Here is a 15,875-nt window from a genome sequence, read left to right on the forward strand (position 1 = left end):
TATCAATGTCTAACAATAATCCGCTCGGTGTTACCGATGTAGTCTTGCGCGATGCGCACCAATCCCTGTTTGCCACCCGTATGCGTCTGGACGATATGCTGCCCATTGCAGCAAAACTGGACAGCGTCGGCTTCTGGTCGCTTGAATCTTGGGGCGGCGCAACCTTTGATGCCTGTATTCGCTATTTGGGCGAAGACCCTTGGGATCGCATTCGCGAGCTGAAAAAAGCCATGCCCAAAACCCCGCAGCAAATGCTGTTGCGCGGCCAGAACCTGTTGGGCTATCGCCACTATGCCGATGATGTAGTAGAAGCTTTTGTTGAGCGCGCTGCGGTTAGCGGTGTGGATGTATTCCGTGTATTTGATGCGATGAACGATATGCGCAATATCGAAATCGCCATGAAAGCGGTAAAGCGCCAAGGCAAACACGCACAGGGCACCCTCTCGTACACCATCAGCCCGGTACACAATCTGGATGGCTGGATCGCACAGGCAAAACAAATTGAAGATATGGGCGCAGACTCTATCTGTATTAAGGATATGGCCGGCCTGCTGAAACCCTACGAGGGTTTTAAACTGGTTAAGCGCTTGAAAGAAGAGTGCGATATTCCGATTCATATGCAGTGCCACGCCACCACCGGCCTTGCCCACGCCACCATTTTGAAATGTGTGGAAGCGGGCATCGATAATGTGGATACCGCGATTTCGTCTATGTCCATGACCTATGGCCACAGCCCAACCGAAACCCTGGTCGCGACCTTGGAAGGCACCAACCGCGATACCGGTTTGAATTTGGTGCTGTTGGAAGAGATCGCCGCTTACTTCCGTGAAGTGCGCAAAAAGTACGCAAAATTTGAAGGCTCACTGACCGGCGTTGATGGGCGCATCCTGATCGCGCAAGTGCCCGGCGGCATGCTCACCAATATGGAAAGCCAATTGCGCGAGCAAGGCGCATTGGATCGCTTTGATGAAGTATTAAAAGAAATCCCCCGCGTGCGTGAAGATTTAGGGTTCATTCCTTTGGTTACCCCCACCTCGCAAATTGTCGGCACCCAAGCGGTACTCAATGTACTGAGCGGCGAGCGCTACAAAAACGTATCCAAAGAAACCGCAGGTGTTTTGCGCGGCGAATACGGTGCAACTCCGGCACCGATGAATGCCGAACTGCAAGCCACCGTATTGCAAGATGGCGAGCAGCCCATCACTTGCCGCCCAGCCGACAATATCGCACCCGAGCTTGAGCAACTGCGCACCGAGCTGGAAAAAGAAGCGGCGCTGCGCAACATCACGCTGCGCATTCACGAGCAGGAATTGGATGACGTACTCACCTACGCCCTATTCCCGCAAATTGGTTTGCGCTTTTTGGAAAACCGCAACAACCCCACCGCGTTTGAGCCAGCACCAACCGGCAAAGAAAGCACAGTAGTCACCAGCGAAGCCGGTGAAGAAATTTATACCGTTGAAGTGGAAGGTAAAAAGTTCACCGTGACTGTATCCAACGGTGGCGATATTACCGGCATCAAACCGCTGCAAGCCGCAGGCGGCAGCAGTGCGAGCGCCAAACCAGCCGCTAATGCGGAAGCGCGCAATTTACCGGCACCACTGGCAGGCAACATCATCAAGGTGTTTGTGAATGTGGGTGATGAAGTCAAAGAAGGCGATGTGATCATGCTGCTCGAAGCCATGAAAATGGAAACTCAAATCAGCGCGCCCTGCTCCGGCACCGTCAGTAGTATTGATGTCAAAACCGGCGATTCAGTCCCGGTGGGCAAGCAATTGCTTTCTATTGTGCCAGCGGGGGAATAATTGATGGATACCCTGCTCAACCTTTGGTACTCCACCGGCATCTACCACATAGAGTCCGGCCAACTGATTATGCTCGGCATTTGTCTGGGTTTATTATTCCTCGCCATCCGCAAAGGTTTTGAACCCCTGCTGCTGGTGCCGATTGGCTTTGGTGGATTGCTCGCCAACCTGCCGTCGGCTGGCTTGGCATATTCGGCCGTCGAGCAAGCGCTCATGAACGGCACACCGGAAATCGGCGCAGCGCTGGCACAACTGGCAGGTTTAAGCCCAACTGACCCAGACTCGCTGATTTATAAAACACTCTATGCCAGTGAGCCAGCGCTGTACCAAACCGCCGTGCACATGGCACAGGTGGCAGGCTACAACGATGGCATGCTCTACACCTTTTACAAAGTCTCCATCGCCAGTGGTGTAGCGCCACTGATTATTTTTATCGGCGTAGGTGCTATGACCGACTTTGGCCCGCTGCTCGCCAATCCCAAAACCCTATTGCTCGGCGCGGCGGCGCAATTTGGTATTTTTGCCACGGTGATGGGTGCCATTGGTTTAAGTTATTTCGGGATGGATTTCTCCATCGCCGATGCCGCTGCCATCGGGATTATCGGCGGTGCCGATGGCCCTACCGCGATTTACGTTGCCAGTAAACTAGCCCCTGACTTACTCGGTGCCATCGCCGTTGCCGCTTACAGCTACATGGCGCTAGTGCCGCTAATCCAACCGCCAATCATGCGTTTGCTCACCACCAAAGCCGAGCGCGGCATTGTGATGCAGCAATTGCGCACCGTAAGCAAGCGCGAAAAAATCGTCTTCCCGATTGTGATGTTGGCGCTGGTAGGTTTGATCCTGCCCGATGCAACACCGCTGCTGGGTGCATTTTGTTTGGGTAATTTGATGCGCGAATGCGGCGTGGTGGATCGTTTATCCGATACGGCACAAAACGCGCTGATCAATATCACCACCATCTTCCTGGGTTTATCGGTCGGCTCCAAACTCGCTGCCGACAAATTCCTCGACCCCAAAACCCTCGGCATTCTCGCCCTCGGTATTGTCGCCTTCGGTATAGGCACGGCAGCGGGTGTATTAATGGCCAAGCTGATGAATGTATTCAGCAAACACAAAGTGAACCCACTCATCGGCTCCGCCGGTGTATCCGCCGTACCTATGGCCGCGCGCGTATCCAACAAACTCGGCCTGCAAGCCAACCCACAAAATTATTTGTTGATGCATGCCATGGGGCCCAACGTTGCCGGTGTAATCGGCTCGGCGATTGCAGCGGGTGTGATGATTACTATTGTGTCGAACTTACCGGCGGGTTGATTGAATTAGTGCGCAAAAAAAGGGGCTGCAAACATGCGTTTGCAGCCCCTTTTTTCTCTGATTGACCTAAATCACACCACCCACCCCTTTAAACTTCTCCACAAACGCTGCGATCTTTTGAAATACACTTTGTTTCTTAGTCAGGTACTGGGGATTTAATGGGCTCATCTTGGGCAGAATAGCGTTAAGCTCTGTGCCTGCGTCGCTGGCGTACTCCCGTTTAAGGGAGGTTGTTATATAACGTCTGGCAGCGTCTTGATTCAGGTTCTCGCTACTAATCAGTTCTTCTGCTTCACGTTGTTGCTCTGCTTGAGCAAAAGAGAAGAAGGCTTCTATAACGCTGGCTTTATCACCAATCTGGTCGATGTCAGTTTGATTGATGAAATCTACCACCAAACTTTCTTTGGCTCTGTTGCCGATGCTGGCGCGAATTACACGGCGCACTTCTTCAACTAGGTCGGCTTTATTTTTGGTCTTTTTGTTGTGCTCGAAAATTAATTCAAGAATGTAATCCAGATTGATCTCTTGCGATTTCAACAGATCCACTTCAAACACCACATCATCCCAGTCGATGGTGGATTTTTCTTTTTCGGAGGCATCTTTTTGGCGACGCTGCCAATCGCGGATGTCGTTGTAGGTGGAGCGATAATCCTGGACTTTACGCTCTGCTGGAAGTCGTATGGTTTGCAGCTCCGCCAGTTTTGCATCATCCAAATAATGTTCAGCTTTAAATGTCTCGACTGCTTCTGGGTCGTTTATATCCAGTTTTTGTAGGGCCTTGAGGCTGGCAAATTCGTCGTAGTTTTGCAGCACGCTTTCTACGCGTAAGTATTCGCCAAAGAGTTTCGCAAAGTCTTTTTTATCGGACTCTTTTTCGATATTGGCCGGGTCAGGAAAGCGCTGCTCCAGCTCACTTACTACATCCATAAAGCCGCGTCGCGCCTCACCGGTCATCGCATCGGTAAAGCCTTCCATATATTCTTTGTAGCTCTTTTCCAGCACCACGTTTTTGGTGTTCTTGTCACCAAAGAGCGTGATTGCATCCACGGTTGCTTTTTCTAAATCGCGGAAGGTAACGATATTACCGAAGGTCTTGGTAGCGTCGTAAATGCGGTTGGTGCGCGAATAGGCTTGCATCAAACCGTGGAAACGCAGGTTTTTATCAACAAATAACGTATTGAGTGTTGGTGCATCAAAACCGGTAAGGAACATTCCGACTACAATCAACAAATCAATTTCTTTCGCTTTAACTCGTTGAGCTAAATCGCGGTAGTAGTTTTGAAAACCGTTACTATCAACACTGAAATTGGTTTTAAAAAAAGCGTTGTAGTCAGAAATTGCTGCGCTTAAAAACTCTTTAGCGCTAGTGTTCATCGCCGAGACATCAAAACTTTCATCCAGAATATCGCCTACTGCTTCCTGCTCTTCATTGGCCGCGAAAGAGAAGATAGTAGCAATTTTCAGCTTTTTATCGCTTTGCGCTTGCAGTTGATTCAGCGACTCATAATAGAGCTTGGCTGCATCCACACTGCTTACGGCAAACATGGCGTTAAAACCCTTGGCATTCGCCTGTAAACGATGAGTTTTCTGGCGGTAGTTATTCAGAATGTACTGAGAAATCTCTTTGATACGCTCGGGGTGTAATAGCGCTTCCTTGTTTTCAGCGGCAGAAAGCTTTTTCTCGTCTTGCTCGGTTTCGATGGCCTTAAATTTAGGGCGCACATCGTTGTAGTCCACTTTGAACTTGAGCACTTTTTCATCCCGTATTGCGTCGGTAATCACATAAGAATGTAGTTCTCGACCAAACACGCTAGCGGTAGTTTCGGCGCCCAGTGCGTTTTGCGGGAAAATGGGCGTGCCAGTAAAGCCGAATTGATAAAAGCGTTTAAATTTTTTATTCAGGTTTTTCTGTGCTTCACCAAATTGGCTGCGATGACATTCATCGAAGATAAACACCACTTGCTTGTTGTAAATGGGCAAGTCGCTTTCGCTTTTCATCAGGTTGTTGAGCTTTTGAATAGTGGTAACGATGATTTTGTTATCATCTTTATTCAAATTTTCCTTTAGCTTTGCAGTGTTCTCAGAACCATTCACACTGTCGGGCGAAAAGCGTTGGTATTCCTTCATGGTTTGGTAATCCAGATCTTTCCTGTCCACCACAAAAAACACTTTATCGATAAACTCCAGCTCAGTAGCTAACCGTGCAGCTTTAAAACTAGTGAGAGTTTTGCCTGACCCTGTGGTATGCCAGATGAAGCCGCCGCTATCAGGCTTGCTCCAATTTTTCGCTTCAAAAGAACTTTTGATTTTCCACATAATGCGCTCGGTGGCAGCGATCTGGTAGGGGCGCATTACAAGCAAAGTATCGCTTACGTCGAATACCGAGTAGTTCAACAGCACATTAAGCAATGTGAGCTTCTGGAAGAAAGTCGCGGTAAAGTCTTTTAAGTCTTGAATCCGACTATTATCGGCCTTCGCCCACTCCATCGTGAAATCGAAACTGTTTTTGTTGCGTTTGGTGGTATTGGCAAAGTAACGGGTATAAGTGCCGTTGGAGATTACAAACAACTGTAAATACTTGAATAACGATTGGTCGCTATTAAAGCTCTCCTTGCTGTAGCGGTGTACTTGGTTAAACGCTTCACGAATGGCTACGCCGCGTTTTTTCAGTTCGACTTGAACCAAGGGCAACCCATTCACCAAAATGGTTACATCGTAACGGTTGGCATGGCTACCCGTTTGTTCAAACTGCTTGATCACCTGTACTTTGTTGCGGGCGATATTTTTCTTGTCTAGCAGATAAATATTTTTGATGCGGCCATCGTCAAACACAAAATCGTGAATATAGTCATCGTGAATTTTACGGGTTTTATCGACAATGCTGTCGCTAGGCTTATCTAAATAGGTTTCTAAAAAACGCAGCCACTCACCATCGGTAAACTCGACGTTATTCAGGGTTTGCAGTTGTGTGCGCACATTTTCCAGCAGGGCTTTATTGGTATTTAGACCGGGCACGTATTCATAGCCTTGGTTTTGCAAGTCTTGAATAAACTCACGTTCTAAATCGCCTTCGCTCTGGTAGCTTTCTTTAACTTCCCATTCTCGCTTGTATTTATCCAGAACAATAAAGTTGTTGGATTCGGCGATAGTTTTGTAGTCGGCCATTATTCAGTATCCTTTTTTTTCAGTTGCAACTGCTTGGCACTTTGTTCGCTCACCACTTTTTTGCCGGTTTCTGCTTCCAGCTTGATTCTGGCCTCCTTGGCCACACCGCCGCCACGTTTTGCCACATCTTCATGTTCATCCATCGATTGAGGGTTAACGGCTTCAGAGATTTCTTTGGTGGATAACTCGGCCAGCATGTTCATTACAAGTTCTTTATTAGTCATGTTGTCACGGAGGCTTTCTTTTTTCAGCCCTTTGTATTGCTTGTACTGTTTGGCTGTTTTGCCAGCCCAGGTTTGGTAAATCACGTCCGTTAAAAACGCGAACTCTGCACCTTCCTGCAAGCCGTGTTTCTTCCACTCATCGGTTAACTCTTTTCGAATCTCGATACTTTTTAAGCGTTGGTTAATCCAGTTATCCGAATAGCCCAAGCGCTTGTAATCCAGCATGGCTTGCTCGATGGAAAGCTCAGGAGCTTGCAGTTGATTCAGGCGCTGATTTGCTACTTCTGCTAACCAGAGTTTGAAGGGTTCGGCCTTTTTGGAGGGAATGGATTGGATAATACGCAGCAATTGCTGAGTGCTTGCCGCCAAGGTTTTCCTCAGTTTACCGCTTTCAGTCGGCATGGCTACCTGGGGACAATTTGTCCCTATGTAGGTACCGAGTTGCTCATCTCGCTTACGCAGCTTCTTCAAGTAGTCCGTAGGGTTAGCACTGTCGGTGAGTGCTGCTACCACATCCACTACCGAGAAAAACCAATCTTCCTGTTCGTCATCCCAATGGCTGCGGATCGCTTTGTCATTGAACAGCACCATCTTAGTGGGTTCGGTCATGCTGGCTCTCCTTTGCGCCGTGTTCAGTGGTTGTTTCCAAAATGGAAATAACCACTTCTTCTTGTAGTTCACCGCTTTCAAAGATGTTTTTTAAATGTTTGGAAATGGCAGGCACGCCAACACCAAACAGTTCGGCCATACGCTTTTGGGTTAGCCAAATGCTCTCGTTACTCAGCAACACCTCCACCTTTATGGCGCCATTGGGTGCAGTGTAGAGCAAGAATTCTGTGGTTTGGTCTTGTAGGCTTAGATATTTGTCCATTACTTAACTTCCTTATATGCCATCAATTTCAATTGGTTAGTCTCACTAACCAACTGACTACAGACTGTAGTGGATTCAAACAATTTAATTTTGTCTTCACTCACGCCGCCACCTCCTTATCTAATCTTGGAAAACTCAACAGCAAATCGCGGTAATACTCGTATTGTTTTTGGCGCAATTCGATTTCACGGGGTAAGCCTTCGGTGATAGAGCTGGTTAGTGAGTGAAATTTATCCAACATCTCGACGATGCGTTTTTTTGCTTCTGGGGAAGGATTTGGAATTTTTATGCTGTTTAAATTCTTTTGATTTAATTTTGGCTGAGCAGCACCTGAAATATAGGGCGTTAGATCAATACTATTTAAATAGTATTCAACATATCTTCGCTCAGCATAAGTTTCAAATTTTAGTACATGGGCATGATTATTAACCCAACTTTTTCCACTAATACTAAAGGCTATCGGTGTATTCCTTGCCACCAAATTGGCGCCATCTTCAGATACCAATAAAAAATCACCATCAAAAATATAGTCCTTCACATAGTCAACAATTCCAGACGCACCGTAATATGGAATATCTCCAGTCTCACGTAAGCCGCTAGTCACCGGCTTGCGCATTGAATCAAGGTTCTCTGCAAGCTTATCCAAGGTTGGCCACTCCACTTCCCCCTCTTCAAAACTCAACAACCTATCGCGATAGTAGTTGTATTGCTTTTTGCGGGCGGTAAGCTCGGCGGTAAGCTCGGCGGTATGGGCGGTAAATGCGTCCAAAATGCGGACGATTTCAGCTTGGATTTCGAGGGATTTTTTGGGGTTTTGTGGGCAGGGGATGGGGATTTGAAAATCCTTAACCTTAGCGTCAGAAATTGCAGGGTAGGCCGAACCACTCTGATTTTCTTCGAGATATTTTTTGAATTCAGTTGAAGATACCCAATGCAAAATCCACTTAGGCAAAGCTCTGCCTCTATTGGTTCGCAATACACAGTATCCTGTACTCGCAATTTCGCCTGAATAGACTTCAGGAATTAAGCAGTACCGCATTTGTGTAGGGCGAGTTGTGGCAAAAATAACGTCATCCTTTTCTACAAGCTTTTGTGCTCGGCTTGGTGCATTACTAGATGAAATTACAGAAGTTTCAATTATTGTTTTTGTTTCAATGTCCAGGGAAGTGAGATCAATATAACGATAGGTTCGATCTGTATCTCTCCACTTTATGTTGTTTGTGGGTAATACGACCTCCCCAATAGCCATCCACTCTACATCAACGCCGTCCAACAGCTTTTCCAAGTAGTTCAAGCTACTCATGCCTCCAGCTCCTCACCTTCAATCTCCGCCACAATCGCATCAATCTCTTTGCGCAGCTGATCGATTTTGGAAACGGTTATTTTGAGTTCGGCATTGAGCTGGGCAATATCCACAACTTCGCGGTTATCTTTCGCTTCTACATAACTGCTGACTGACAGGTTGTAATCGTTGGCCGCTACCTGCTCATAGGGTATTGATTTGGCAAGGTGGTCGATATTTTCTTTGCTATCAAACACCGCCATGATTTGTTCAATGTGCGCATCGGTCAGAATATTGTTATTGGTTTCTTTTTTAAATAAACCACTGGCATCAATGAACTGGGTGTTGGTATCGGTTTTGTGTTTGGAGAGCACCAAAATGGTAACGGCAATGGTGGTGCCAAAAAACAAATTTGGCGCAAGCGAAATTACCGTTTCCACGTAATTGTTATCCACCAAATATTGGCGAATTTTTTGTTCTGCGCCGCCACGGTAAAAAATACCGGGGAAGCAAACAATCGCCGCACGGCCTCTGCTGGATAAATAACTGAGTGCATGCAACACAAACGCAAAGTCTGCTTTGGATTTTGGTGCGAGTACACCGGCTGGCGCAAAGCGGTCATCATTAATTAGGGTTGGGTCGTCGCTGCCAATCCATTTCACTGAGTATGGTGGGTTAGAGACAATCGCATCAAAGGGTTTGTCATCGCCAAAATGTGGGCTGCGCAAAGTGTCGCCCAGTTGGATATTAAACTTGTCGTAGTTAATGTTATGCAAAAACATATTCATACGCGCAAGGTTGTAGGTAGTGTGGTTTAACTCTTGCCCGTAAAAACCTTCATCAATAATGTGCGCATCAAAATGCTTTTTGGCTTGCAAGAGCAGTGAACCGGAACCACAAGCTGGGTCGTAAATTTTATTCACACTGGTTTGGCCATGCATAGCGAGCTGGGCGATCAGTTTGGAGACGTGCTGCGGGGTAAAAAATTCACCGCCGGATTTGCCTGCATTAGCTGCGTAGTTGGAAATTAGAAATTCGTAGGCATCGCCAAACAGGTCGATATGGGATGCATCCGCCTTTTCATAAAAATTATGGCCAAAATCCAAACCTGCTACGCCTTTGAGCACTGCCGCTAAACGCAGATTTTTATCTTTTACCGTATTGCCGAGGCGATTACTGGTGGTATCAAAATCGGCAAACAGGCCTTTGATATCTTGCTCAGAAGGATAACCGTTAGCAGACGATTCAATTGCCGAAAAAATGGCTGCCAGATCGGTATTCAGGCTCTCATTGGTGTTGGCCGTTTTGACCACATTGGCAAACAACTGGCTCGGGTAAATAAAGTAGCCCTTGGTTTTAATGGCATCGTCTTTAATGTCTGGCGTAATCACGCTGTCGGGCAGCTCGGCGTAAGTGATGCTGTCATCACCCGCTTCAATGTAGATAGCAAAGTTTTCGCTGATAAAGCGGTAAAACAAGGTGCCGAGTACGTATTGCTTAAAATCCCAGCCATCGACTGCGCCGCGTACATCGTTGGCAATCGACCAAATCTGGCGCTGCAAGGCGGCGCGTTGTTGACTTGAATTGGGTTGGGAACTTGTCATTTTATTTCCTATTAAATTGGTTTTATCGCTAGTCACACAATAAATCTGCATCTTTTTTGGTTGCGCTCAAACCGCATCACTCCAAAATAATATGCGGTAAAAAACGCGAGGTATCTTTGGTGATGAGTGATTCATCTTCGCGGATGCAAATGCCCGCAGCGCTGTCGCCGACCACCCAACTGCCGAGCATGGTGTAGGTGTCAGCGTTGCGATATTCGTCGCGGAATTTTGGTAAAGCCTGAAACGCTTGGCGAATGTAGCGGCCATCGTTGTAGGGGCCGGCTGCGGAAATTTTTTCACCATTGGCAGTCACTAAATCGACATTAGCTCCCTCGCGTGAAAATAACGGTTTGCGCACCCAGCCTGCCGCTAGCGGTTCGCTTGATGCTGTCTCAAAAAACGCGGGCAGTAAATTCGAGTGATTGGGGTAGCGCTGCCAGAGCAGTGGCAAAATGCCTTTGTTGGATAACAACATTTTCCACGCGGGCTCGATCATTTGGGTATTGGCGGCGGTGATGGCTTTGGCAAACTCTTCCTGCACCATATGTTCCCAAGGGTAGAGTTTGAATAAACCCTTGATCGCTTGATCGTCCAAATCCACAAACTGTTCGCTGCCCTGCGCATCCGTGATTACACCAATATCTTCCAGCGCGATATAACGCACATCTACACCGGCTTGCGCGGCTATATCCATTAAATAATCGACGGTGCCTTTGTCTTCTATGCTTTCGCGCACGCTGGAAAAATAAAAGGGTTGCGGCAAATTGAGTTGCGCAAAGGCGGCGTCGATTTTGTCGTGCAGGGAATTAAATTGGTCGGCATGTTCAGGCAATACGCCGTTTTTAATTTGATCTTCCAGCCATACCCATTGAAAAAAACCGGTTTCAAATAATGAGGTGGGTGTGTCGTAATTTAATTCGAGTAATTTGGCGGGGCCGAGGCCGTTGTAGACTAAATCCATACGGCCATACAAATGCGGTTCACCTTTGTTCCAGGAATTCCAAATATAACTCCAGAATTCGCGCGGAATATTCAGCAGCGTAAGCATCTCTTCACTGCGGGTGATATCGCCGACCATGTCCATGGTCATTTGATGTAATTCTTCGGTGGGCGCTTCTAAATCATTTTCGATTTGATGCAAATTAAATTGATAGTAAGCGGTTTCATCCCAATAGGGTTCGCCGTCGAAGGTGTGAAAATGAAAGCCCACTTCTTCGGCATAAGCGCGCCAATTAGCGCGCTCGGCAACACTGATACGTTTCATTCATTAACCACCAAAACTATTGCGCGCAGCTGCTTGCTGGCCAAAACCGCCGCGACTTACCACTTGCCCCACTTGCGGTTTAACTTGCGATGGCTTGAGGGTGATGGGGCCAATACCACCGGCGACGGGTTTGTTGGTAGCAGTGCGGAAGGTGCCGCGATCGTCGCGCGATTTGTACAACGGTTGGGTTGGAACTTTTGATCCTGCGGCACCGGCACCTGCTGCTGCGGGCTGTTGGAAATTACTGCCGCCGCGATTCATCATTTGCCCCATCATGTAGCCCATCATCATCGGCATAAATACACTGCCGCCCGAGGTGGTTTGCTGCGGCGCGGTTTCGCAATTGCCCGCGCCAAAATCGACTTCGCATTCAGCTTTATCCAAATATTTTGGCGCAACTTGTGGGTGCAAGGCTTTTGCCGCTGCAAACTCCGCATTGCATTGCGCTGTGTCATTTAAACCAGCAGCGCTGCATTCACTCGGGTCACTAAATACCAGCGCCTGTTGGCTTTCTTCACCGCAACCGGCAAGCAACAGGGTGGCGACAGGAACCATTAATACCAAAGCGGTTTTTTTACTGCGTTTCATTGTGTTGTTTCCTGTAAAAAAATTAATAACTCATGCACGCGGCGTTAATCAAACCAACGGCAATTGCAGCCGCTGCCGAAAAAGTACCGGTGGCGATTTCACCTTGATTAATACGCTCGGGCAATTGTCTGATCGCAATGCGCAACACCACAAAAGTCAGCACTTGTACGATCAATGCCACCGCGCCCCAAACCGCGCAATCGAGCAGTGACAGTGAGTTAGTAATCGCACTGGAGAGCGGCAAAGCAAAACCAATCAGTGCGCCACCAAAGGCAAGTGCAGCGGCAGCATTGTTAGCTTTAATTAAAGCCAACTCATCTTGCGGCGTGACCCAGGTGTAAATACGTACAAAAATCAGCACTAATACCATCGCCACCGCAAAATAGGCGAGAAAAGGTGGAATGCCGTTTAAGGATGACAGCGTAGTTGCAAGCATGGAGATGTCCTTCAGTGAGTAAAGTGGAGCGTTCAAAGTTTCAAAACTGAGGCGGATTCTGACACAAAACTGGTAGTGGCTCTATCTTGTTGACCTACTGTTGCCCTCGATCAAAAAACCCAGCGATTTTTAACAATTTTTTAACAACCATTTCTGGCACACTCGCCAAGTGGAATTGTTGGCTGATATTAAAAGCTCAGGGGCTTGTATGAAATTATTTCTGTGTTGCGGCCTCGCGCTAGTGCTGGCTGCACAACTTAGCGGCTGCAGCGACAAACCTACCAATCTCGCCTTGGGCACGCTGGAGCGCGACCGCATTGTGCTCAAAGCAACTGCCGCCGAGATCATCACCCAACTACCCATTAGCGAAGGCAGCGAGGTGCACGCGGGGGATTTATTGCTACAGCTCGATGATCGCCGCCAACAGGCGTTAGTCGCCAAGGCCGCTGCCAATCTCGCCAGCGCCCAGGCCAATCTCACTAAATTGCAAAACGGCGCACGGCCGGAAGATATCGCCGCCGCCCGCGCGCAGGTAAAAGGCGCGGAAGCGCAATTAGTTGAAGCGCAAAAAACCTTTGCCCGTTCGGAAACTCTGGTGAGCAGAAAACTCGTCGGCGCCGCTGAGCTGGATAGTGCCCGCGCCAAACGGGATTCGGCGCAGGCCAGTTTGGATAAATCCCGCGACAATTTATTACTGCTCACCAACGGCACCCGTGAGGAAGATTTACAGCAGGCCGAAGCGCAAGTGGCGCTGGCGCAAGCCGCACTGGAATTGGAACAGTACAATTTAGGCGAGCTGAGTATTCGCGCCACTGGCGCGGCGCGGCTGGATCATCTGCCCAAACACCTGGGCGAACGCACCAGCATCGGCGAAGCGGTGGCCACACTACTGGCCGACAAAACACCCTACGCGCGGATCTATGTGCCGGAGACTCATCGCCTGACGCTCAGTTCCGGGCAGGAATTGGTTGTGCATGTGGATGGTCTCGAGCAGCCGCAAACCGGCAAGCTGCGCTGGATCTCCCAAGATGCTGCGTTTACGCCCTACTTTGCGCTGAACTCCAGCGATCGCGCCCGCTTGGTGTATTTGGCAGAGGTGCAGTTACCCGACTCAGCCGCTAACTTACCCAGCGGTTTACCCGTACAGGTTGAGCTGCCCCATGACTGATCCGGCAATGCGTGATACCGCAAATCAGTGGGCGATAGAAACCCGTGGTATGAGCCGCCGCTTTGGCGATTTTGTCGCGGTCGATCAGCTGGATTTATGCATCCCCTATAAAACCATTTACGGCTTTCTGGGCCCCAATGGCTGTGGCAAATCCACCAGCATGCGTTTAATTACCGGCCTGCTCACCCCGAGCGCGGGCGACATTCGTGTCTTGGGCATGGAGATTCCGGCGCAGGCAGAACTGCTGCGCCGTCGCCTCGGCTATATGACACAAAAGTTTTCCCTCTACGATGATTTAACCGTGCAGGAAAACCTGCGTTTTATGGCGCAGATCTACAACCTTGACAGCCGCAGCGTCAAACAACTGATCGACAGCCAGCTCAGCCGCTATCAACTCAACGAGCGCAAAACCCGCCTGGCCGGTTCACTCAGCGGCGGCCAGCGCCAGCGTTTGGCACTCGCGGCGGCGACCTTGCATCAACCGGAATTATTGATTCTGGATGAGCCAACTTCAGCGGTAGATCCGGAAAACCGGCGCGACTTTTGGGAAAAACTGTTCGACCTGTGCGATGGCGGCACCACCATTTTGGTCTCCACCCACTATATGGACGAAGCCGAGCGCTGCCATGGCTTGGCGATTATGGAGAGCGGAGTGAAACGCGCCGATGGCGCACCCGCGCAACTGATGCGCGAGCTGGGCGCTCGCGTGGTAGAAATCGACGGCGAGAATTTGCGCCTGCTCAAACAACAATTGGGCGAGCTGCCGGAAGTAGTCTCCACAGCACAACAGGGCACCCATCTGCGTGTGCTGATTAAAGAATCAATCGAAGACCCCGAGCGCTGGCTGCGTGAGGTGCACCCGCAACTGGTGCACGACCGTCAAATCCACGCCGTGCGCCCCAGCCTTGAAGATGTTTTTGTGCACTGCACCGGCAGCCACGCCAGCAGCGGGGGTGCTCGTCAATGAATGCACTTTTAATGGAAGGAAAGTGGCAATGAATGCGCTAAGCCAAAGCTTGCAGCGCATCGGCGCGATTATCTTTAAAGAACTGCGCCAACTGATCCGCGACCGCCCTACCTTTGGCATGGTGGTGATGGTGCCGCTGATCCAGCTATTGCTGTTTGGTTTTGCCATCAATACCAATGTGCGCGATTTACCCGTGGGGCTAGTGGACTTGAGCCATACCCAAACCGCGCGCGCCTTGGTGAGCGACCTTGGCGCCACCCAAGTGGTGCGCTTCACCCAAACCTATCAAACCCCGGCGTTGGCCGAAGAGGCGATACGGCGCGGCCATGTGCATGCAGTTTTAGTCATCCCTGAAGATTTCGGCCAGCGCCTGCAAGACCAGCGTGCCATCGCCCAATGGCTAATTGACGGCTCCGATACCATGGTCGGCAATGCGCTACTCGCGCTCCAGCAAATGCCCTTCGCCAGCGGGTTTGAAGCCCAGCCCAGCAGCCGCAAAAACACCTTTGAAGTGGCGCTGTTTTTTAACCCCGAGCGGCGCTCGGCAATCAATATTGTGCCGGGGCTGGTGGCGATTGTGCTCACTATGACTATGGTGATGTTCACCTCGGCAGCGCTGGTGCGTGAACGGGAGCGCGGCAATTTGGAACTGCTCATCACCACGCCGGTACGCTCCAGCGAGATTATGATCGGCAAAATTGTGCCCTATGTATTTGTCGGGCTGATTCAAATGACGATTATTCTCGGCCTCGGCCATGTGATTTTTGCTGTGCCGATTAATGGCCGCCTCGACCAGCTGGTGCTCGGTGTATTTGCTTTTATCAGCGCCAGTCTGACCCTCGGTTTGTTGGTATCCACTATCGCCAAAACCCAATTGCAGGCAATGCAGCTCACCGTGTTTCTGCTAATTCCCTCCATCCTGCTCTCCGGTTTTATGTTCCCCTACGAGGGTATGCCCGAAGCAGCGCAGTGGATTGCCGAGGCATTGCCGGCAACGCACTTTATCCGCATGGTGCGCGCCATTGTGCTGCGCGGTGCAACGCTGGAAGATTTACAGCCAGATTTGTGGTGGTTAATCGGCTTTACCGTAATTGGGGTCATTGCTGCAGCAAGTCGATTCAAAAAACGGCTGGACTGACAGATCGCGTGGACCAACATATCGCCTGAATTAATAAGGCATATAG

At 49.4% G+C, this 15,875-nt stretch carries 13 protein-coding genes and 1 pseudogene; 6 read left to right on the forward strand and 8 right to left on the reverse strand.

Translation table 11 applies throughout. The features are described from left to right. Positions 1-5: 5 nt before the first annotated feature. Together oadA and AWU77_RS17835 are read left to right on the forward strand one after the other, a co-directional pair. Positions 6-1,805: a sodium-extruding oxaloacetate decarboxylase subunit alpha gene (oadA, locus tag AWU77_RS17830; RefSeq protein ID WP_062066575.1), complete on the forward strand. Its 1,800-nt coding sequence runs from the start codon at positions 6-8 to the stop codon at positions 1,803-1,805. 3 nt (positions 1,806-1,808) lie between these two features. After that, entirely contained in the window at positions 1,809-3,122 is a 1,314-nt protein-coding gene (locus AWU77_RS17835) for a sodium ion-translocating decarboxylase subunit beta (RefSeq protein WP_062066576.1), read from the forward strand. Positions 3,123-3,188: 66 nt separating this feature from the next. On the opposite strand, the gene AWU77_RS17840 is transcribed toward AWU77_RS17835, so the two are convergent. The 8 genes from AWU77_RS17840 to AWU77_RS17875 form a co-directional block, all read right to left on the reverse strand. Further along, positions 3,189-6,287 carry an HsdR family type I site-specific deoxyribonuclease gene (locus AWU77_RS17840; RefSeq protein ID WP_062066578.1) on the reverse strand — a complete coding sequence of 1,033 codons (3,099 nt, stop codon included), beginning with the start codon at positions 6,285-6,287 and terminating at the stop codon, positions 3,189-3,191. Continuing rightward, positions 6,287-7,120 (reverse strand): Bro-N domain-containing protein, encoded by an 834-nt coding sequence (locus tag AWU77_RS17845; RefSeq protein WP_062066580.1) that lies wholly within the window; start codon positions 7,118-7,120, stop codon positions 6,287-6,289. The genes AWU77_RS17840 and AWU77_RS17845 overlap by 1 nt, the downstream gene beginning before the upstream one ends. Then, positions 7,104-7,382: a hypothetical protein gene (locus AWU77_RS17850; protein ID WP_062066581.1), complete on the reverse strand. Its 279-nt coding sequence runs from the start codon at positions 7,380-7,382 to the stop codon at positions 7,104-7,106. Before AWU77_RS17850 ends, AWU77_RS17845 begins: the two co-directional genes overlap by 17 nt. Positions 7,383-7,482: 100 nt before the next feature. Next, complete coding sequence (locus tag AWU77_RS17855; RefSeq protein WP_062066582.1) at positions 7,483-8,685, reverse strand: restriction endonuclease subunit S; 1,203 nt, start codon at positions 8,683-8,685, stop codon at positions 7,483-7,485. Next, a complete protein-coding gene (locus AWU77_RS17860; RefSeq protein ID WP_062066941.1) occupies positions 8,682-10,268 on the reverse strand; it encodes a type I restriction-modification system subunit M in 1,587 nt (528 codons plus the stop codon). Before AWU77_RS17860 ends, AWU77_RS17855 begins: the two co-directional genes overlap by 4 nt. 76 nt (positions 10,269-10,344) lie before the next feature. Beyond that, on the reverse strand, positions 10,345-11,532 hold the full coding sequence (locus tag AWU77_RS17865) for a glutathionylspermidine synthase family protein (protein WP_062066583.1): 1,188 nt from the start codon (positions 11,530-11,532) through the stop codon (positions 10,345-10,347). Positions 11,533-11,535: 3 nt separating this feature from the next. Then, positions 11,536-12,120, reverse strand: a complete 585-nt coding sequence (locus AWU77_RS17870; RefSeq protein WP_062066584.1) for a DUF1190 domain-containing protein — start codon at positions 12,118-12,120, stop codon at positions 11,536-11,538. A gap of 22 nt (positions 12,121-12,142) precedes the next feature. Then, complete coding sequence (locus tag AWU77_RS17875) at positions 12,143-12,556, reverse strand: DUF350 domain-containing protein (protein ID WP_062066587.1); 414 nt, start codon at positions 12,554-12,556, stop codon at positions 12,143-12,145. A 208-nt stretch (positions 12,557-12,764) separates the two neighbouring features. Between AWU77_RS17875 and AWU77_RS17880 the strand changes: the two genes are divergently transcribed. From AWU77_RS17880 to AWU77_RS17890, 4 genes and pseudogenes are all read left to right on the forward strand, one after another. After that, positions 12,765-13,724, forward strand: a complete 960-nt coding sequence (locus tag AWU77_RS17880; protein WP_062066590.1) for an HlyD family secretion protein — start codon at positions 12,765-12,767, stop codon at positions 13,722-13,724. Positions 13,725-13,773: 49 nt separating this feature from the next. Further along, positions 13,774-14,265 (forward strand): annotated as a pseudogene (locus AWU77_RS21040) (ABC transporter ATP-binding protein); the annotation flags it as partial. Positions 14,266-14,409: 144 nt separating this feature from the next. After that, complete coding sequence (locus AWU77_RS21045) at positions 14,410-14,691, forward strand: DUF4162 domain-containing protein (RefSeq protein WP_375600843.1); 282 nt, start codon at positions 14,410-14,412, stop codon at positions 14,689-14,691. Between the two features lie 28 nt (positions 14,692-14,719). Then, on the forward strand, positions 14,720-15,829 hold the full coding sequence (locus tag AWU77_RS17890) for an ABC transporter permease (protein ID WP_062066596.1): 1,110 nt from the start codon (positions 14,720-14,722) through the stop codon (positions 15,827-15,829). The last annotated feature ends 46 nt before the right edge of the window (positions 15,830-15,875 follow it).

This window comes from Cellvibrio sp. OA-2007 (assembly GCF_000953825.1).
Classification (GTDB): Bacteria; Pseudomonadota; Gammaproteobacteria; order Pseudomonadales; family Cellvibrionaceae; genus Cellvibrio.

Bases quoted from the DNA above. Each gene is read 5' to 3' on its own strand.
- oadA (WP_062066575.1), top strand. From the start codon at position 6: ATGTCTAACAATAATCCGCTCGGTGTTACCGATGTAGTCTTGCGCGAT.
- AWU77_RS17840 (WP_062066578.1), bottom strand. From the start codon at position 6,287: ATGGCCGACTACAAAACTATCGCCGAATCCAACAACTTTATTGTTCTG.
- AWU77_RS17850 (WP_062066581.1), bottom strand. From the start codon at position 7,382: ATGGACAAATATCTAAGCCTACAAGACCAAACCACAGAATTCTTGCTC.
- AWU77_RS17860 (WP_062066941.1), bottom strand. From the start codon at position 10,268: ATGACAAGTTCCCAACCCAATTCAAGTCAACAACGCGCCGCCTTGCAG.
- AWU77_RS17845 (WP_062066580.1), bottom strand. From the start codon at position 7,120: ATGACCGAACCCACTAAGATGGTGCTGTTCAATGACAAAGCGATCCGC.
- AWU77_RS17835 (WP_062066576.1), top strand. From the start codon at position 1,809: ATGGATACCCTGCTCAACCTTTGGTACTCCACCGGCATCTACCACATA.
- AWU77_RS17865 (WP_062066583.1), bottom strand. From the start codon at position 11,532: ATGAAACGTATCAGTGTTGCCGAGCGCGCTAATTGGCGCGCTTATGCC.
- AWU77_RS17855 (WP_062066582.1), bottom strand. From the start codon at position 8,685: ATGAGTAGCTTGAACTACTTGGAAAAGCTGTTGGACGGCGTTGATGTA.
- AWU77_RS17875 (WP_062066587.1), bottom strand. From the start codon at position 12,556: ATGCTTGCAACTACGCTGTCATCCTTAAACGGCATTCCACCTTTTCTC.
- AWU77_RS17870 (WP_062066584.1), bottom strand. From the start codon at position 12,120: ATGAAACGCAGTAAAAAAACCGCTTTGGTATTAATGGTTCCTGTCGCC.
- AWU77_RS21045 (WP_375600843.1), top strand. From the start codon at position 14,410: ATGCGCGAGCTGGGCGCTCGCGTGGTAGAAATCGACGGCGAGAATTTG.
- AWU77_RS17890 (WP_062066596.1), top strand. From the start codon at position 14,720: ATGAATGCGCTAAGCCAAAGCTTGCAGCGCATCGGCGCGATTATCTTT.
- AWU77_RS17880 (WP_062066590.1), top strand. From the start codon at position 12,765: ATGAAATTATTTCTGTGTTGCGGCCTCGCGCTAGTGCTGGCTGCACAA.